The following is a 16,818-nucleotide window of genomic DNA, read 5'->3' as shown; positions in this document are numbered from 1 at the left end:
GACCCTAAAAAATCGGAAAAATAATCCGTTGACCTTCATTTTTTTGTACGGTATATTTATAAAACCAAATGACAGCTTCCGCAAAAGAAGGGGGTTCGGGCCAGGCAGCATGATGGCATAATCGTTGTGCGGCGCAGCAAGAAGCGCCATTGGCAGGACTGGAAAGACAATCCGCGCAGGCGGATTTTTTTCACAGTTGGTTTGTACGTTAAATATAATATGCCGCCGGCAAGACCCGGTCGGCGAGAGAGACGACCATGATGAAAAGTATCGTTTGCGATACGCCCGGCAGTTTGCGCATGGAGCAGCGCCCCGTGCCGGTGCCCGGCGAGGGTGAAGTGCTGCTGCGCATACGCCGCGTCGGTATCTGCGGCACCGACATGCATATCTTCCGCGGCACCCAGCCTTTCCTCAGCTACCCGCGCGTGATGGGGCATGAGTTGTCCGGTCATATCGACAGCGCGCCAGCCGGCTCGCGCCTGGCCGTGGGCGACCAGGTCTACGTAATGCCTTACCTGTCTTGCGGCAGCTGCGTGGCCTGCCGCCAGGGCAAGACCAACTGCTGCACCCGCATCGAAGTGCTGGGCGTGCACCGCGACGGCGGCATGACCGAATACCTGGCGCTGCCCGAGCGCTTTGTCTTCAAGACCGAAGGTATCTCGCTTGACGACGCGGCCATGATCGAGTTTCTCGCCATCGGCGCGCATGCCGTGAAGCGCGGCGTGGTGGACGCCGGCAAGCGCGTGCTGGTGGTGGGCGCCGGCCCGATCGGCATGGCCGTGATGCTGTTCGCGTCGTTGAAGGGCGCCGACGTGACGGTGCTCGATGGCCGCGTCGATCGCCTGCAGTTCTGCCGCGAGGCGCTGGGCATCGCCCGCACGGTGGCACTGGGCGACGGCGACAAGGAGCAGTTGTCGGAGGCCACCGGCGGCGAATTTTTCGACGTGGTCTTTGACGCCACCGGCAATATCGCTGCCATGGAGCGGGGCCTGGACTTTGTTGCCCATGGCGGCAGCTATGTGCTGGTGTCCATCGTGCGCGACCGCCTGTCCTTTTCCGACCCTGAATTCCACAAGCGCGAAACGACCCTGTTGGGCAGCCGCAATGCCACCGTCGACGATTTCGAGGACGTGGTAGCGGCCATGAAGGCGGGACTGGTGCCGACCGCGCTGCTCAATACCCACCGCACCACGCTCGACGAATTTACCGGCGTGCTCGATCGCTGGATGCAGCCCGAAGCGGGCGTCATCAAGGCCATCGTCGAGGTCTGAGATGGCTCACCCCGAGCATAATCCCATCCTGCAATTCGGCACCAGCCGCTTCCTGCAGGCGCACGCCGACCTGTTCGTCAGCGAAGCGGCCAAGGTAGGCCAGGCGCTGGGCAATATCACCATCGTGCAGACCACGCACAGCGCGCAGGGCGCGGCGCGCGTGGCGGCGTTTCGCCGCAGTGGCGGCTATCCGGTGCGCATCCGCGGCTGGCAGGACGGCGCACAAATAGATGAAGAGCGCCGTGCCCACGCCGTCACGCAAGCGTGGCAAGCCGGCAGCGACTGGCGGCAGGTGCGCGATGCGGCCGTGGCCGCGCGCGTGATCGTCTCGAATACGGGCGACACGGGCTACCAGCTGGACGAATCCGATCACGCCGGCATGCTCGACGGCGCGGCCGTTCCCGCCAGCTTTCCCGCCAAGCTGCTGGTGCTGCTGCACGGACGCTTCCTGGCCGGTGCGGCACCCATCTCGATTTTTCCGTGCGAACTGGTGGCCGACAACGGCACGGTGCTGCGCCAGGTGATCGTGACATTGGCGCGGCAGTGGCAAGTCTCGCCAGGCGCCATCTCTTACCTGGAAACGGGCTGCCTGTGGATCAATTCCCTGGTCGACCGCATCGTTTCCGAAGCGATCGAACCGATAGGTGCGGTGGCCGAGCCCTATGCGCTGTGGGCTATCGAGGCGCAGGAAGGCATGCTGCTGCCATGCAGCCATCGGCAGGTGGTGGTGACGGGCAGCCTGCGCGAATATGAACAGCGCAAGCTGTTCTTGCTCAACCTGGGCCATTCCTATCTGGCGCAGCTGTGGATGGAGCGCGGCAGTCCGGCCGGCATGACGGTGCGCGAGGCGATGGACGATGGCGCCATGCGCGCCGCGCTGGAAGCCTTGTGGCGCGAGGAAGTGCTGCCCGTGTTTGCCGCCATGGGGGCGCGGCACGGTGATGCCGCGCTGGCTTACGTGGCGCAGGTCAGGGAGCGCTTTGGCAATCCTTTCCTCGCGCACTGCCTGGCCGACATCGCCCAGCACCACGCCGGAAAAATCGCGCGCCGCATGGCGCCCGTGGCGGCGCTGGCGCAGCAGCTTTGTCCCGCGCTGGCGCAGCCGCGCCTGCGCGCCATGCTGACGCCGGGAGCGCAGCCGTGAACGCCCGGCTCAACGCAGTTGTTTCTTTTTCGGCATGCCGATCCAATCCGATATCGACTAAAATGGCCCACTCATCCACTTTCCCTTTCGCTGGCATAGCGCGTTCATTCATCCATGTCCAAACCCGCCACCGTCTTCAAACGCAGTACCAATCTGCTGTTGCAATTTCTCGTCGAGAATGTCGCAGTGGGCGAGATGCTGCCGACGGAGCAGTTCCTGACCACCATCTGCCAGGGCAGCCGCACGGCGATCCGCAGCGCGATCGCCTACCTGTCGACGCGCCGGCTGATCGGCAGCCCGGCGGACCGGCGCTTGTTGAGGAAGCCCATACCGGGCGACTACTTCGATATCTCCGAATTGCAGTCGGGGGCGGAGCGCATCCAGCAAGTACTGATGGAGCGCGTGTACCAGCGCGACATGCCGCCCGGCGCGGAATTCTCGGAAGCGGAGCTGGCGCGCGAGGCGGGCGCCAGTACCGTCAGCGTGCGCGAATTCTTGATCGGTTTTTCGCGCTTCGGCCTGATCGAGAAGAAACCGCGCGGCGGCTGGCGCTTGTGCGCGTTCGACCGCTCCTTCGCCACCGAACTGGCGGACATGCGGCGCATGTTCGAGATGGCTGCCGTGGAGCAGTTTGCGCACCTGCCGCATGGCGATCCCGCGTATGCGGAACTGACGCGGCTGATCAAGCAGCACGAGAAGCTGGCGGCCAGGATAGACACGCGCCACAATGCGTTTCCGGCGTTGGACCGCGAGTTCCACACCTTTCTCATCGGCCTGCTGAACAACCGCTTCGCGCAGGGCTTCTACGATATCGTCTCGTTTGTCTTCCACTATCACTACCAGTGGGACAAGGGCGAGGAAAAGGGCCGCAACCAGTACGCGGTGCAGGAGCACCTGGCGATCTTGCGCGCGCTGGCGGAGCACGACATACCCAAGGCGCTAGAGTGCATGCGGTCGCACCTCGATTCTTCGCGCCGCACCATGCTGTCATCGATAGGCACGCGCGAAAAACTGAGCCAGCCAGGCGCCTAGCCGTCTTTGCCGGGGAGGGTGCGCCATGAGCCTCGCTACCCAGCCTGCCAGCCTGCTGCTGATGTCGCCCGAGGATAACTGCCTGATCGCCAGGACAGCCCTGGCCTGCGGCGACGTCGTCGCCATCGATGGCCAGCCGGTCACCCTGGCGCAAAATATCCTGATCGGCCACAAGGTGGCGCGCCGTGCGCTGGCCGTGGGCGACAAGGTGCTGCGCTACGGCGCCCTGATCGGCAGCATCACGGCTCCCGTGGCCATTGGCGAGCATATTCACACGCACAACCTGGCAAGCGATTACATCCCCACGTTTACCCTGGGCCAGGACGGCCACCATTTCCTGGACAAGGACGACCAAGCATGAACGCTCCCGTAACGACACCCGCCCTGTCGGGCTACCTGCGCGCCGATGGCCGCAAGGGTATCCGCAATATCGTGGTGGTGGCCTATATGGTCGAATGCGCGCACCACGTGGCGCGCCTGATGGTCAATGCCTTTCCCGGCCAGCCCGTGCACCTGATCGGCTTTACGGGTTGCTTCCCCAATGAATACGCAGACCAGGTGATGCGCCGCCTGCTGACGCATCCGAACGTGGGCGCCGTGCTGCTGGTGTCGCTCGGCTGCGAAGGTTTCAATAAATATGGACTCTCCAGCGCGGTGGCCGACAGCGACCGCCCCGTGCATACGATTACCATCCAGGAAAACAGCGGCACGCGCCCCAGCGTGAGCAGTGGCGTCGAGTGGATCAGCTGGGCCCTCGAGCACCTGGCGCAGCAAGAGCGCGTGCCGATGGGGATAGCTGAACTGGTCGTCGCCACCATCTGCGGCGGCTCCGACAGCACCAGCGGCATCAGCGCCAACCCCGCCGTCGGCGTGGCGTTTGACACCCTGATCGCGGCCGGCAGCCCCTGTATTTTCGAAGAGACGGGCGAACTGGTGGGCTGCGAATACCACATGCAGCGGCGCGCCGTCAGCCCGGACTTGGGGAATGCCATCGTCGAAACCGTGGCCAAGGCGGCGCGCTACTACACCATCATGGGCCATGGCAGCTTCTCGCCGGGGAACGCCGATGGCGGCCTCACCACGCAGGAAGAAAAGTCGCTGGGTGCCTACGCCAAGAGCGGTTCCTCGCCCATCGTCGGCATTCTGAAACCGGGCGATCAGCCGGCCGGCGGCGGCCTGTACCTGCTCGACGTGGTGCCGGACGGCGAGCCGCGCTTCGGTTTTCCGAACGTGTCGGACAACGCGGAAATCGTCGAACTCATTTCCTGCGGCGCCCACATCACCTTGTTTACTACCGGCCGCGGCTCCGTGGTCGGCTCGGCGATTTCGCCCGTCATCAAGGTGTGCGCCAATCCGCAAACCTTCGAGCGCCTGGCCGACGACATGGATATCAACGCCGGCAAGATACTCACGGGCGAAGCCACGCTGGAAGAAGTGGGGGCGGAGATTGTCGCCGCCGTGCTGAACGTGGCCAGCGGAGAACTGAGCCGCTCGGAAGACTTGGGCCACCAGGAATTCGTACTGACCTATAAACAATTCGACGCGGTGGGGCCAGGCTGCTTCCCATTGCGCGCTGCTTGAGGGCCGAGCTCATGGATGTCACACAATTGCGTACCTTGCCACGTGGTGGTCTGTCGCTACCCTGCATCGGCATGGGCTGCGCGCCGCTGGGCGGCCTGTACCAGCCGGTCAGCGACGCGCAGGCGCGCGCGACCCTCGATGGCGCCTGGGACGCCGGCGTGCGTTTCTTCGACACGGCGCCGTTCTACGGCTATACGCAGTCCGAACACCGGCTGGGCGCGGCCCTGCGCGAGCGGCCCCGCAATGCGTTCGTGATCAGCACCAAGGTGGGACGGCTGATGCGGCCCGACGTCTCCGTGCGTCCTGGCGATGACGGCTTTGCCGCGCCACTGCCGTTCCGCCCTCATTATGACTACACGTATGACGGCGTGCTGCGTTCGCACGACGACAGCCTGCAGCGGCTGGGACTTGAGCGCATCGACATTGTGTTCGTGCACGATATCGGCAAGGCCACGCATGGCGAACACGATCAGCAATACTGGCGCCAGCTGACGGCCGGCGGCGGCTTTCGCGCGCTGGACCAACTGCGCGCCAGCGGCCAGGTGAAAGCCGTGGGGCTCGGTGTCAACGAATGCGACGTCGTGCTGCGGGCGATGACGGAATTCGATCTTGATTGCACCTTGCTGGCCGGCCGCTACACCTTGCTGGAACAGGCCTCGCTGTCGCCGCTGCTGGACCTGTGCGTGGAACGCGGCAACGCCATCGTGATTGGCGGCCCGTTCAACTCGGGCGTGCTGGCCGGTAACGGAAAATTCAATTATGCCGATGCGCCAGCCGCAATACTCAAGCGCGTGGCGCACCTGGACGCCGTCTGCCGTGACTTTGGCGTGCCGCTGCAAGCTGCCGCCCTGCAGTTTCCGCTGGCCCATCCAGCTGTCGCTTCCTGCATCCCGGGCGGGCAGGACCTGGCGCAGCTGCGGCAAAATCTGGACTGGTTCGGCATGCCCCTGCCCGACGCCCTGTGGCTGGCGCTGCGGGAGGCGGACTTGCTCGATGCGCGCGCGCCACTGCCTGCGGGAGTGGCCGCATGATGCGCATCGACGCCCACCAGCACTTCTGGCAACTGGCCGCGCGCGGCGGCAACTGGCCGCCGCCATCCTTGGCCGCCATCCTTGGCCGCCATCCACCGCGATTTTTTGCCCGCCGACCTGGCGCCCTTGCTGGCCGCGCACGGCATAGCTGGAACTGTGTTGGTGCAATCCCTGCCGTCCGAAGACGATACGCGCTGGCTGCTGGCGCTGGCAGAAAAAAGCAGCTTCATTCGCGCCGTGGTGGGCTGGACCGATTTACTGGCGCCTGATGCGCCGGCCAATATCGCCCGCCTGGCGTCGAACGGCAAGCTGAAAGGCTTGCGGCCCATGCTGCAGGACCTCGAAGACGATGCATGGATCGCCGATCCCGCGCTGGCGCCAGCCCTGGCCGCCATGGTGGCGCACGGCTTGCGACTGGACGCCCTGGTGCTGCCGCGCCACCTGCCTGCGCTGCAGCATTGCGCGCGCGATTATCCAGGGTTGTCCATCGTGATCGACCATGCGGCCAAGCCGCCGATAGCCGCTGCCGCCTTCGGCAACTGGCGCGAAGACATGGCGCAGCTGGCCGCGCTGCCAAACGTGTACTGCAAGCTGTCCGGGCTGGTGACGGAAGCGCGCTCCGGCTGGGACGTGGACGACCTGCGCCCTTTTGCCGCACATGTGCTGGACGTGTTCGGCCCCCGGCGCGTGATCTGGGGCAGCGACTGGCCCGTGGTGGACCTGGCCGGCGGCTATGCGGCGTGGCTGGCCGCCAGCGTAGCGCTGCTGGCGCATCTGGGGCTGCAGGACAGGAACGATATTTTTGGCCTGAATGCACTGCGCTTTTACGACATCAACCAGGAAACGCCATGAAAAGAATGGGCATGGTCATCGGCATCGCGCCGGAGCGCATCGCTGAATACAAAACCCTGCACGCCGCCGTCTGGCCGCAGGTGCTGGCCAAACTTTCGGCAGCGCATGTCAGCAATTATTCGATCTTCCTGCGCCAGCCGGAAAACCTGCTGTTCGGTTACTGGGAATACCACGGCGAGGACTTTGACGCCGATATGGCGGCCATCGCCGCCGACCCCGAAACGCAGCGCTGGTGGACGTTTTGCGCACCGTGCCAGCAGCCGCTGGCCTCGCGCGCCGAGGGTGAGCACTGGGCGATGATGGCACACGTATTTCATATGGCTTAGACCTAAAAAACAAGGAGACAAACATGACCGCCAGACTACAAGGAAAAATCGCCCTGCTCACCGCCGCCGGCCAGGGCATCGGCCGCGCCACGGTCGAAGCGTTCGTGCGCGAAGGCGCCACCGTGATCGCCACCGATATCAACCAGGCCCAGCTCGACGCTCTGAAAGAGGCGACGGGCTGCGCCATCCGCCTGCTCGACGTGACCGATGGCGCGGCGATCCTCGCGCTGGCCGGCGAGATCGGCCCCGTCGATATCCTGTTCAACTGCGCCGGTTTCGTAGATGGCGGCACTATCCTGGAATGCGATGATGCGGCCTGGGACCGTTCCTTCGACATCAACGCCCGCTCCATGTACCGGCTGATGCGCGCCGTGCTGCCCGGCATGCTGGCCAGGGGTGCCGGCTCCATTGTCAATATGTCGTCGGTGGCGTCCAGCGTGAAGGGCGCGCCGAACCGCTTTATCTACGGCACCTCGAAGGCGGCGGTGGTGGGCATGACCAAGTCGGTGGCCGCCGATTTCGTCACGCGCGGCATCCGCTGCAATGCGATCTGCCCCGGCACCATCGAGTCGCCCTCGCTGAAGGAACGCATTGCCGCGCAGGCTGCAGCGACAGGCGTGAGCATAGCTGAAGTGCAGGCGGCGTTTGTCGCCCGCCAGCCGATGGGAAGAGTGGGCCGGGCAGAGGAAATCGCCGCCCTGGCCGTGTATCTGGCTTCCGACGAATCCGCCTTTACCACCGGCATGACGCACGTCATCGACGGTGGCTGGTCCAACTGATTACTACAACGAGAGAACCACATGAAACTGATGCGTTATGGCGCCAAGGGCGCTGAAAAACCTGGACTGATCGATGCTGACGGCGCCGTGCGCGACCTCTCCGGCGTGCTGCCCGACATTAGCGGCGCAACCCTGGGCAAGGATAGCCTGGCGACCTTGGCGGCGCTCGATATCGCCAGCCTGCCAGTGGTGGACCATCCCGGCCGTATCGCGCCGCCGTGGAAGGACGTGGGGAAGTTTTTGTGCGTGGGCCTGAACTATGCCGACCATGCTGCCGAATCGGGCATGGCCGTGCCGTTTGAGCCGGTGCTGTTCATGAAAGCCACCAGCGCCATCATCGGCGCCAACGATGCCGTGGTGATGCCGCAGGACTCGAAGAAAAGCGACTGGGAAGTGGAGCTCGGCGTGGTGATCGGCACCACCGCACGCTATGTGAGCGTAGCCGATGCACTGTCGCACGTGGCCGGCTACTGCGTCGTCAATGACCTGTCCGAACGTGAATACCAGCTTGAGCGCGGCGGCCAATGGGACAAGGGCAAGGGCTGCGACACCTTCGGCCCGATCGGCCCCTGGCTGGTGACCGCCGACGAAGTGGCGGACCCGCAAAACCTGGGCCTGTGGCTGGAAGTGAACGGCAAGCGCGTCCAGTACGGCAATACCAGGACCATGGTCTTCGGCGTGGCCAACCTGGTCAGCTACATCAGCCGCTTCATGACCTTGTACCCGGGCGACATCATCAGCACCGGCACGCCGCCGGGCGTGGGCATGGGCCAGAAACCGTCGGCCGTGTACCTGAAACCGGGCGACACCATGCGCCTGGGGATCGAAGGCCTGGGTGAACAGCGGCAGACCGTGCATGCCTGGAATCCGCAACTGATCGACAGTTAAGCGAGTAGCAGACCGGCGTGCCGCCAAGGTGCTCAGACACCGGCGCGCCGGCCTATGGCAGTGGAGTGGAGGAGACACAGCATGAATCAATCCGAAGAGATACTGGCGCTGAACAAGGTCAGCAAGCGCTTCCCCGGCGTGCTGGCGCTCGATAACGTCAGTTTCAGCCTGCGCAAGGGCGAGGCGCATGCGCTGTGTGGCGAAAACGGCGCCGGCAAGTCCACCCTGATGAAGGTGATGAGCGGCGTGTACCAGGCCGACGAGGGAGAACTGGTCTACAAGGGCAAGGTGTGCAGTTTTGCCTGCAGCGTGGATGCGGAGGCGGCCGGCATCGCCATCATCCACCAGGAACTGAATTTGATTCCGCACCTGAGCGTGGCGGAGAATATTTTCCTGGCGCGCGAACCGGTGCGCGGCATCTTTATCGACCGCAAGAAAATGCGCTTTGATGCTCAGGCGCTGCTGGACCGTTTAAAACTGCGCATCGACCCGCGCCAGCTGGTCAAGAACCTGTCCTGCGCCCAGCAGCAGATGGTGGAAATCGCCAAGGCGCTGTCGCTCAATACGGAAGTGCTGATCATGGACGAGCCCACGTCGTCGCTGATGGAAAGCGAGACGGGCCAGCTGTTCGACATCATCAATGAACTCAAGCGCACTGGCGTCAGCGTGGTCTACATCTCGCACCGCCTGGAGGAGATGCAGCACATCATCGACAGGGTGACGGTGCTGCGCGACGGGAAATTCGTCTGCACCGACGATTTTGCCAGCACCAGCCTGGACGCCATCGTGGCAAAGATGGTGGGCCGCACCCTCGATGAAAAATTTCCCGACCGCCTCTCAACGCCAACCGGTGAGGTGCTGCTGCGCGTGAGCGATTTGCACCGCAAGGATGTTTTCGGCCCGCTGAGCTTTGATTTGCGGCGCGGCGAGATCCTCGGCTTTTCCGGACTGATGGGCGCGGGGCGCACGGAAGTGGCGCGCGCCATCTTCGGCGCCGATCCGCTCACCGGCGGCGCGATCCATCTGGGCGACATGGCAGTGACAATCGCCAGCCCCATCGACGCCATCGGACACGGCATCGCCTACCTGTCGGAAGACCGCAAGAGCCACGGCCTGGCGATCCGCATGTCGGTGGCGGCCAACCTGACCTTGACCAATGTATCGGGGCTGGCGAACCGTTTCGGCTTCATCGATTTCGCCAGGGAAGAGGCGGTGGCGCAGCAGTACATCGCGGCGCTGGGCATCAAGACGCCGACCTCGAAACAGATCGCGCGCAACCTCTCGGGCGGCAACCAGCAAAAGATCGTCATCAGCAAATGGCTGTACCGCGAATCGAAAATCATCTTCTTCGACGAACCCACGCGCGGCATCGACGTGGGGGCCAAGTTCGCCATCTACCAGCTGCTCGACAAGCTCGCCCCGGACGGCATCGGCGTGGTGCTCATCACGTCCGAGCTGCCCGAGATCATGGGCATGACGGACCGGGTGGCCGTATTCCATGAAGGGCGCATCAGCGGCATCGTCAATACGCGCGAGTCGTCGCAGGAAGAGATCATGCAGCTGGCGTCGGGGCGCGTCGCCAGTCCCGCCCTTGGCCAGGCGGCAGTCCGTTAAAAACAGAAAGTTTAAAAAATGAATAAAGAACTGATACAAAAATTCGCCGCACTAGGCAGCCTGTCGCTGTTGCTGCTGGTGTTTCCCTGACCAGCAACGCCTTTTTCTCCGTCAGCAACGGCATGAGCGTGGCCTTGCAAGTCACGTCGATCGCCTACCTGGGCATTGCCGCCACCTGCGTCATCATCACGGGCGGCATCGACCTGAGTTCCGGCTCGGTGCTGGCGCTGGCCGGCGTTGCCGCCGCGCTGCTGGTCAAGAGCGGCGTGCCTGTGCCGGTTGCCATGCTGGGCGGCGTTGTGGTGGGCGCCATGTGCGGCGCCGTCAACGGTTTCTGCATCACGCAATTGAAACTGCCGCCCTTCATCGCCACGCTTGGCATGATGCTGATCGCGCGCGGCCTGGCGCTGCAGGTGACGGGCGCGCGCGCCATTTCCGGCCTGGGCGATTCGTTTGGCGAACTGGGCAACGGCGTGCTGTGGCGCATCGAGCGCGACACGGGCGGTACCTTTCCCGAAGTCGTCTTTCCCGGCATTCCGTATCCGGTGGTGCTGATGGTGGTGATCGCCGTGGCCGTCTCCATCATGCTCATCCGCACCACCTTTGGCCGGCATATCTATGCCGTGGGCTCGAATGCGGAAGCGGCGCGCCTGTCGGGCGTGAAGGTGGGCCGCGTGACCCTGCTGGTGTACACCTTGTCCGGCGCCTTGTCTGGCTTGACGGGCTGCGTGCTGATGTCGCGCCTGGTGACGGCGCAGCCGAACGAGGGCATGATGTACGAACTCGATGCCATTGCCAGCGCCGTGATCGGCGGCGCCTCGCTGATCGGCGGCATCGGCACCATTTCAGGCACCGTCATCGGTTCCTTCGTCATCGGCATCCTGCGCAACGGCTTGAACATGAACGGGGTATCGAGCTTTATCCAGCAAATCATTATCGGACTGGTCATCTTGCTGACCGTCTGGATCGATCAGAAGCGCAATCGCGCCTGAAGCAGTAGCTGAAAGTAGTCACACCCATAAATCTATAATTAAATGAGGACGACAATGAAAACCTTCAAAGCCTTCAACACCATCTTGCTCGGTCTGTTGACCGCAGCCTTCGCCCTGAGCTCCAGCGCTGCCTTCGCCGCCCCGGGCGAGATCGCCGTGATCGTCAAGACGACCAATTCCAACTACTGGCAAAACGTCAAGAAGGGTGCCTCGGCCAGCGCCGCCGATGCCAAGGGCTACAGCCTGACCTTCCAGGGGCCTGCCTCGGAATCGGCGATCGCCGACCAGGTCAGCATGGTGGAAAACGCCGTCACGCGCAAAGTGGCCGGCATCGTGCTGGCCGCGTCGGACCCGGACGCGCTGGTGCCGGCCTTGAAGAAAGCGTGGGAAGCGAAAATTCCCGTGGTGCTGATCGATTCGCTGGTGGCCGACAGCGGCAAGCGTTACTACCAGTCCTTCCTGTCTACCGACAATGAGGCGGCCGGCGAGCAAAGCGCCAAGGCCCTCATTTCGCAGGTCGGCAAGACGGGCAAGATCGCCGTGATGTCGTATGTGGCGGGCGCCGGTTCAGAGACGGGCAGGGTGGGCGGCTTCAAGCGCTATATCGAAAAGAACTCGCAGCTGCAGATCGTCGGCACGTATTACTCGCAGTCGCAGATGGCCACGGCGTTGAACCAGACGACCGACGTGCTGGCGTCGAATCCGGACTTGAAGGGCATCTTCGGCGCGAACGAGCCGACGGCCGTGGGCATGGGCCGCGCCATCGCGCAGGCGGGCAAGGCCGGCAAGGTGATCGCCGTCGGCTTCGATGGCAATGAAGACCTGAAAAATTTCGTCAAGGACGGCACCCTGTATGCGACCGCCGTGCAGGGTTCGTACTCGATGGGCGCGCTGGGCGTGAAAACCCTGGTCAGCCTGATCGAAGGCAAGAAGGTCGCGCCGTTCGTCAACACGGGCGTGGTGATTGTCACCAAGGCCAATGTCGACCTGCCGGAAGCGAAGAACGTTCTGTATTAAGCGTCAGCTGGTCAACTGATCGTCAGGCGCTGTTTCAATTCCTTGAGCAACGTGCCGGTCTTGGCGGTGAGCTGGCGCGCCAGCGGCCAGGCCAGGGAGAGCGGCAAGCCTGGCGTGGCCCAGGCCGGCAGTACTTCGACGATGGCGCCGCTGGCCAGGTGCTCCTGCACCAGCCAGGTCGCCTGCTGCGCGATGCCCAGGCCGGCCAGCACGGCGGCTGTCTGCGCCTCGGCATCCCCCACCGTCAGGCGCGGACGGACCGCGCGCCGCTCCACCCCGTCCTCGTTTGCAAACAACCACGGCGCCGGCGTGCCGTCGCCCCGGCCGTAGGCGATGCAGTCGTGGCCATCGAGGTCCATGATGGCGACCGGCGCGCCGCGCCGCGCCAAATAAGCGGGTGCCGCGCAAAAGATCAGGCGTTCTTCACCCAGCGGCATCTGCCCCAGCGTCTGCGGCCAGTTGCCCGGCGCGCCGATGCGCACGGCGATATCGATGCGCTCTTCGAACAGGTCGGCAAAGCGGTCGCTGAAGGTGATCGACGGCTGCAACTGCGGATATTTTTCGCACAGATCAATCAGCGCCGGCATCACGCGCATGCGGCCATACGAAGCGGGCACGCCAATGCGCACCTTGCCTGCCAGTTCCGTCGCATGCTCGGCCAGCACGTCTTCCGCGTCCATCAGTTCCTGCAGCACGCGCTTGCAGGTGGCGTAATAGGCGCGGCCAGCGTCGCTCAGTTTCAAGCGCCGCGTGCTGCGCTCGAACAGCAGCACGCCCAGGCGTTCTTCGAGGCGCGCGACGCTCTTGCTGACGGCCGAACTGCTCAGGTGCAGCCGCCCGGCCGCCTTGGTGAAACTGCCCGCGTCGGCCGTGGCGAGGAAGGGCGTGAGGCCCTTTAAATGTTCCGATGAAAACATGATTCGCGAATATTATTCATGAATAAGATGAAATAGTATCGCAGATAAGAATTCCAGTCGCGGATATGATGGTTTTTTTCTTTCGGAGGCACGCTCTCATGCAAAAACACGCCCTCATCATCGGCGCCAGCGGCGTCATCGGCAGCAATCTGGCCACGCATCTGTTGGCGCAAGGCTGGCAGGTGACGGGCGTCTCGCGCGGCCGCACGCCCGTGCCCGCCGGCTGCGCATGCTTGCCGCTCGATGCGACGGATGGCGCGGCTGTCGGCATTGCCCTGGCAGGCATGAATGCCAGCCACGTCTTCTTCACGGCCTGGGCACGGCAGGCCAATGAGCAGGAAAACATGCGTGTCAATGGCGCCATGGTGGCCAATGTGCTGGCCGCGCTGGGGCCATCTGGCCACCTGCGCCATGCAGCGCTGGTGACGGGTCTCAAGCATTATCTGGGACCGTTCGAGGCGTATGGACAAGGCGCCGTGTCCGTCACGCCATTTCGCGAAGAGCAGGGCCGCCAGGACGTCGAGAATTTTTACTATGCACAGGAAGACCGCTTGTTCGCAGCGGCTGAACGCCATGGTTTCAGCTGGAGCGTGCACCGCCCGCACACCATCATCGGCTACGCGCTGGGCAATGCCATGAACATGGGACTGACCCTGGCCGTGTATGCGAATGTGTGCAAGGCCAGCGGCCAGCCTTTCGTCTTTCCCGGTTCGCCCGCGCAGTGGCATGGCTTGTCCGACATGACGGATGCGGGCCAGATTGCGCGCCACCTGGCGTGGGCGGCCGACAGCCCCGCCGCGCGCAATGAAGATTTTAATATCGTCAATGGCGACGTGTTTCGCTGGAAGTGGTTGTGGCCGCGCCTGGCCGCGTATTTTGGCGTGGCAGCGGCGGACTTGCCCGTGAGCATGGCGCCGCTGGCCGGCCGCATGCAGGATGCGCCCGCGCAATGGCGGGCCATCGCGCAGCAGCATGATCTGGTGGAAACGGACATCGGCTGCCTTGCCTCCTGGTGGCATACGGATGCCGATCTGGGACGGCCGATGGAAGTGATGACGGACATGGGCAAGAGCCGCAAAGCGGGCTTTCTTGATTACCAGGATACGCAAGATGCCTTCATCGCCCTGTTCGAGCGCCTGAAGGCGGAGCGCATCATTCCGCGCTGACCTGCTGCGCTGCGGCCGGTGGCGGGGCGGCCGCTGCCGCCGCATTGCTCTTGTGTTGCTGCGCGCGCTGCCATTCCAGTCCCGGGCGGTCGACGCGCAATTGCAGCAAGCGTCCCTGCACCACTTCCGTCACGTAGGCCGTGCGGCCATCGGGGCCGCCGAAGGTGATGTTGCTGGGCTTGGCGCCGGGCACGCTTATTTCGCGCAGGATGCGGCCCTGCGGCGACAGTTTGACCACGCTGCCCTTGCCGTAGCGCGTCACGTACAGGTTGCCATCGACGTCCACGCGCATGCCATCCATGCCGAAATCGTCAAACTTGATCAGCAATCGCTTGCCGCTCAGGCTGCCGTCCGCGGCGATGTCATACATCCAGATATTGCGCTGCACGCTTTCATTCACATACAAAATCTTGCCGTCCGGGCTCACTTCGATGCCGTTCGCCGTGCCCATGGTGTCGAGCGCCAGCGTCACTGTGCCGTCCTGCGCGATGCGCCACACGCGGCCCGTGTTTTCCTTCCAGTTCGGGTCGCTGGCATACAGCACGTCATCGGCCGTGATGGCGATATCGTTCGGTTGCGTCATGCGCGGCTCGCGCGCGTGGATGGACAGCGCGCGCGTGGCTGGATCGACCAGGTAGATCGTGTGCTCCATGTAGTCGGCCAAATACATCTGACCCCGGCTGCCGAAGCGGATGCCGTTGGCGATGCTGGTGCCGGGCAGGCTCAGCCACACTTCGCCGCTGCCATCGGGACGCACCTTGCCGATGGTTTGCTGGCGCGCAAAGTTGACGGCATAGATATTGCCATCCGCATCCACGGCCGGGCCTTCGATGCCCTTGGTAAAGGAATGCGCGGGCGTGAAGGTGGTGGTGAGGAACAGCGCTTCGTGCGCGGGCGGGCTGGCGCAGGCGGACAGGTTGGCCAGCGCGGCGGCCAGCACGGCGGTGCGCAGCCAGGGCAGGGCGTTTCGGGAATCGGGCAAGGAGCAGGATTGAGGCATGGAGCGATCTCTGTATAGCAAAGGTGGCGTATGTTACCCGAGGCGCGCCAGCCAGGCCGCCACCCTAGACCGCCACCACGACCAGATCGGGGAAGTCGTCCTGCCAGTCAGTTCATGCATCCTGCAAATGCGCGTGCATGCCGGTGCGTTCTTGCGCCAGATCAAATTCGTCGGCGCTGGCCAGCAGAAAATGGGCAATGGCGCGCAGGGTGGCGGGGTCGGCGTGGATGGTGACGTCGGAGCAGGGCAGGGGGCGTTCGGAAGGCGCGTCTTGCAGATAGCAGTGCAGGGAAAGGTGCGTGGTCATGGAGTTCAATTATCGAGATGGGCGCCCAGCAAGCCCGGTATGCTTGCCACGCCGTCGCACAACTGTGGCAACGGCAGTTTGCGGGCCCGCATCGCCAGCAGCAGTGTAACGCTCGGCTGATACACGGCCAGCGCGTCGCAGTGGGTGACTTCGTCGGCCTCGTCGGGCGCGAACAGGTTCTTCTCGTAATTTCTCTGCGAGAATTTAACGACCTTGCCGCGCCGGCTGCCGTAGCGCTCGACGCGCTCGTCCACGTGTTCGAACCAGGCAAACAGCTGCGTGCTGGCCGCGGCGGGAACAAACGGGCTATTCTTGCTGAATTCGCCGACGAGGAAATGGTATTGGTCCATGGAACAATGCGGGGCAAGGTTGCGACAGGCGCATTTTTGCACGGAATGTAATATGTTGCCAATGCGCACGCGTGCCCTATCCGTCAGGCGGACTGATGCGTATGTAATTGATTTACATGGCATTCACGTCGGATTACGCTTGCTTCGAGCCCCATTGCGGTTACACTCAGTCTGACTATACTGAAATGACGACTGTGCTGCTTGTTCACTGCGTCGCTGGCAATCCTGCGGAGGCCTCATGTCTTATGCGAATCCCACCACCCATAATGGGTTCCTGATCTCGGCCTACGCCTGCGAATTGCCCGAGGGGTGCTGGCAGGGACAGTTGGTGCTGAGCAAGTGCGGCTATGAAGATGTGCGGCAAGCCAATCTGGAAAATCGCAGCACGCAGCACGAGGCGGAGCAATCGGCCCTGGCCATGGGCTGGCAGCTGGCCAATTACGTGCTACCCCTGCGCACTGTTGACGATAAGTAATCTAATGCTTTCATTTCATAGGGAAAATAGAGTATCGTGTTCGGATAGTAAGCACCGTATGCAGCAATAGAGCTGG

17 protein-coding genes and 2 pseudogenes are annotated in these 16,818 nt (G+C 63.5%); 15 read left to right on the top strand and 4 right to left on the bottom strand.

The genetic code is table 11. From position 1 onward, the window contains the following. Nucleotides 1-260 precede the first annotated feature (260 nt). The 13 genes and pseudogenes from CSZ94_RS11595 (at nucleotide 261) to CSZ94_RS11535 (ending at nucleotide 12,527) form a co-directional block, all read left to right on the top strand. Nucleotides 261-1,271, top strand: a complete 1,011-nt coding sequence (locus CSZ94_RS11595) for a zinc-binding alcohol dehydrogenase family protein (protein ID WP_102121669.1) — start codon at nucleotides 261-263, stop codon at nucleotides 1,269-1,271. A 1-nt stretch (nucleotide 1,272) separates the two neighbouring features. Next, a complete protein-coding gene (locus tag CSZ94_RS11590; RefSeq protein ID WP_102121642.1) occupies nucleotides 1,273-2,415 on the top strand; it encodes a D-mannonate oxidoreductase in 1,143 nt (380 codons plus the stop codon). A 114-nt stretch (nucleotides 2,416-2,529) separates the two neighbouring features. Then, on the top strand, nucleotides 2,530-3,447 hold the full coding sequence (locus CSZ94_RS11585; RefSeq protein ID WP_102121641.1) for a GntR family transcriptional regulator: 918 nt from the start codon (nucleotides 2,530-2,532) through the stop codon (nucleotides 3,445-3,447). Between the two features lie 25 nt (nucleotides 3,448-3,472). Continuing rightward, the gene (locus tag CSZ94_RS11580; protein WP_102121640.1) at nucleotides 3,473-3,808 is read left to right on the top strand and encodes a UxaA family hydrolase; all 336 of its coding nucleotides are present in this window, start codon (nucleotides 3,473-3,475) and stop codon (nucleotides 3,806-3,808) included. After that, nucleotides 3,805-5,028: a UxaA family hydrolase gene (locus CSZ94_RS11575; RefSeq protein ID WP_102121639.1), complete on the top strand. Its 1,224-nt coding sequence runs from the start codon at nucleotides 3,805-3,807 to the stop codon at nucleotides 5,026-5,028. The genes CSZ94_RS11580 and CSZ94_RS11575 overlap by 4 nt, the downstream gene beginning before the upstream one ends. Before the next feature lie 11 nt (nucleotides 5,029-5,039). Then, nucleotides 5,040-6,059 carry an aldo/keto reductase gene (locus CSZ94_RS11570; protein WP_102121638.1) on the top strand — a complete coding sequence of 340 codons (1,020 nt, stop codon included), beginning with the start codon at nucleotides 5,040-5,042 and terminating at the stop codon, nucleotides 6,057-6,059. Continuing rightward, nucleotides 6,059-6,911 (top strand): annotated as a pseudogene (locus CSZ94_RS11565) (amidohydrolase family protein). The gene CSZ94_RS11570 and the pseudogene CSZ94_RS11565 overlap by 1 nt, the downstream one beginning before the upstream one ends. Further along, nucleotides 6,908-7,237 carry an L-rhamnose mutarotase gene (locus CSZ94_RS11560; RefSeq protein WP_102121637.1) on the top strand — a complete coding sequence of 110 codons (330 nt, stop codon included), beginning with the start codon at nucleotides 6,908-6,910 and terminating at the stop codon, nucleotides 7,235-7,237. Before CSZ94_RS11565 ends, CSZ94_RS11560 begins: the two are co-directional and overlap by 4 nt. 23 nt (nucleotides 7,238-7,260) lie before the next feature. After that, nucleotides 7,261-8,016, top strand: coding sequence for an SDR family oxidoreductase (locus CSZ94_RS11555; protein WP_102121636.1), 756 nt, complete (start codon nucleotides 7,261-7,263; stop codon nucleotides 8,014-8,016). Nucleotides 8,017-8,037: 21 nt separating this feature from the next. Then, nucleotides 8,038-8,904 (top strand): fumarylacetoacetate hydrolase family protein, encoded by an 867-nt coding sequence (locus CSZ94_RS11550; RefSeq protein ID WP_102121635.1) that lies wholly within the window; start codon nucleotides 8,038-8,040, stop codon nucleotides 8,902-8,904. A gap of 81 nt (nucleotides 8,905-8,985) precedes the next feature. Beyond that, nucleotides 8,986-10,518 (top strand): sugar ABC transporter ATP-binding protein, encoded by a 1,533-nt coding sequence (locus tag CSZ94_RS11545; protein WP_258000935.1) that lies wholly within the window; start codon nucleotides 8,986-8,988, stop codon nucleotides 10,516-10,518. An 18-nt stretch (nucleotides 10,519-10,536) separates the two neighbouring features. Beyond that, nucleotides 10,537-11,510, top strand: a pseudogene (locus tag CSZ94_RS11540) (ABC transporter permease). A 54-nt stretch (nucleotides 11,511-11,564) separates the two neighbouring features. After that, nucleotides 11,565-12,527, top strand: coding sequence for an ABC transporter substrate-binding protein (locus CSZ94_RS11535; RefSeq protein ID WP_102121633.1), 963 nt, complete (start codon nucleotides 11,565-11,567; stop codon nucleotides 12,525-12,527). A gap of 11 nt (nucleotides 12,528-12,538) precedes the next feature. On the opposite strand, the gene CSZ94_RS11530 is transcribed toward CSZ94_RS11535, so the two are convergent. After that, nucleotides 12,539-13,444: a LysR family transcriptional regulator gene (locus CSZ94_RS11530; RefSeq protein WP_102121632.1), complete on the bottom strand. Its 906-nt coding sequence runs from the start codon at nucleotides 13,442-13,444 to the stop codon at nucleotides 12,539-12,541. Between the two features lie 98 nt (nucleotides 13,445-13,542). Between CSZ94_RS11530 and CSZ94_RS11525 the strand changes: the two genes are divergently transcribed. After that, nucleotides 13,543-14,610 (top strand): SDR family oxidoreductase, encoded by a 1,068-nt coding sequence (locus tag CSZ94_RS11525; RefSeq protein WP_102121631.1) that lies wholly within the window; start codon nucleotides 13,543-13,545, stop codon nucleotides 14,608-14,610. On the opposite strand, the gene CSZ94_RS11520 is transcribed toward CSZ94_RS11525, so the two are convergent. From CSZ94_RS11520 to CSZ94_RS11510, 3 genes are all read right to left on the bottom strand, one after another. Continuing rightward, nucleotides 14,597-15,610 carry an SMP-30/gluconolactonase/LRE family protein gene (locus CSZ94_RS11520; protein WP_258000934.1) on the bottom strand — a complete coding sequence of 338 codons (1,014 nt, stop codon included), beginning with the start codon at nucleotides 15,608-15,610 and terminating at the stop codon, nucleotides 14,597-14,599. The two genes, CSZ94_RS11525 and CSZ94_RS11520, sit on opposite strands and share 14 nt — an antisense overlap. A gap of 112 nt (nucleotides 15,611-15,722) precedes the next feature. Further along, nucleotides 15,723-15,917, bottom strand: coding sequence for an Imm32 family immunity protein (locus tag CSZ94_RS11515; RefSeq protein ID WP_102121630.1), 195 nt, complete (start codon nucleotides 15,915-15,917; stop codon nucleotides 15,723-15,725). 5 nt (nucleotides 15,918-15,922) lie between these two features. Further along, complete coding sequence (locus CSZ94_RS11510) at nucleotides 15,923-16,267, bottom strand: hypothetical protein (protein WP_102121629.1); 345 nt, start codon at nucleotides 16,265-16,267, stop codon at nucleotides 15,923-15,925. Nucleotides 16,268-16,505: 238 nt separating this feature from the next. Between CSZ94_RS11510 and CSZ94_RS11505 the strand changes: the two genes are divergently transcribed. After that, nucleotides 16,506-16,742, top strand: coding sequence for a hypothetical protein (locus CSZ94_RS11505; protein WP_102121628.1), 237 nt, complete (start codon nucleotides 16,506-16,508; stop codon nucleotides 16,740-16,742). Nucleotides 16,743-16,818: the final 76 nt, after the last annotated feature.

The organism is Janthinobacterium sp. ROICE36, from assembly GCF_002869965.1.
In the GTDB taxonomy this organism is placed as follows: Bacteria; Pseudomonadota; Gammaproteobacteria; order Burkholderiales; family Burkholderiaceae_D; genus Janthinobacterium.
The sequence above is the reverse complement of the archived record's forward strand: the minus strand, read 5'-3'. Positions and strand labels throughout refer to the sequence as shown.

Bases quoted from the DNA above. Each gene is read 5' to 3' on its own strand.
- CSZ94_RS11545 (WP_258000935.1), top strand. From the start codon at position 8,986: ATGAATCAATCCGAAGAGATACTGGCGCTGAACAAGGTCAGCAAGCGC.
- CSZ94_RS11515 (WP_102121630.1), bottom strand. From the start codon at position 15,917: ATGACCACGCACCTTTCCCTGCACTGCTATCTGCAAGACGCGCCTTCC.
- CSZ94_RS11520 (WP_258000934.1), bottom strand. From the start codon at position 15,610: ATGCCTCAATCCTGCTCCTTGCCCGATTCCCGAAACGCCCTGCCCTGG.
- CSZ94_RS11595 (WP_102121669.1), top strand. From the start codon at position 261: ATGAAAAGTATCGTTTGCGATACGCCCGGCAGTTTGCGCATGGAGCAG.
- CSZ94_RS11550 (WP_102121635.1), top strand. From the start codon at position 8,038: ATGAAACTGATGCGTTATGGCGCCAAGGGCGCTGAAAAACCTGGACTG.
- CSZ94_RS11555 (WP_102121636.1), top strand. From the start codon at position 7,261: ATGACCGCCAGACTACAAGGAAAAATCGCCCTGCTCACCGCCGCCGGC.
- CSZ94_RS11570 (WP_102121638.1), top strand. From the start codon at position 5,040: ATGGATGTCACACAATTGCGTACCTTGCCACGTGGTGGTCTGTCGCTA.
- CSZ94_RS11530 (WP_102121632.1), bottom strand. From the start codon at position 13,444: ATGTTTTCATCGGAACATTTAAAGGGCCTCACGCCCTTCCTCGCCACG.
- CSZ94_RS11575 (WP_102121639.1), top strand. From the start codon at position 3,805: ATGAACGCTCCCGTAACGACACCCGCCCTGTCGGGCTACCTGCGCGCC.
- CSZ94_RS11585 (WP_102121641.1), top strand. From the start codon at position 2,530: ATGTCCAAACCCGCCACCGTCTTCAAACGCAGTACCAATCTGCTGTTG.
- CSZ94_RS11525 (WP_102121631.1), top strand. From the start codon at position 13,543: ATGCAAAAACACGCCCTCATCATCGGCGCCAGCGGCGTCATCGGCAGC.
- CSZ94_RS11590 (WP_102121642.1), top strand. From the start codon at position 1,273: ATGGCTCACCCCGAGCATAATCCCATCCTGCAATTCGGCACCAGCCGC.
- CSZ94_RS11535 (WP_102121633.1), top strand. From the start codon at position 11,565: ATGAAAACCTTCAAAGCCTTCAACACCATCTTGCTCGGTCTGTTGACC.
- CSZ94_RS11510 (WP_102121629.1), bottom strand. From the start codon at position 16,267: ATGGACCAATACCATTTCCTCGTCGGCGAATTCAGCAAGAATAGCCCG.
- CSZ94_RS11580 (WP_102121640.1), top strand. From the start codon at position 3,473: ATGAGCCTCGCTACCCAGCCTGCCAGCCTGCTGCTGATGTCGCCCGAG.
- CSZ94_RS11560 (WP_102121637.1), top strand. From the start codon at position 6,908: ATGAAAAGAATGGGCATGGTCATCGGCATCGCGCCGGAGCGCATCGCT.
- CSZ94_RS11505 (WP_102121628.1), top strand. From the start codon at position 16,506: ATGTCTTATGCGAATCCCACCACCCATAATGGGTTCCTGATCTCGGCC.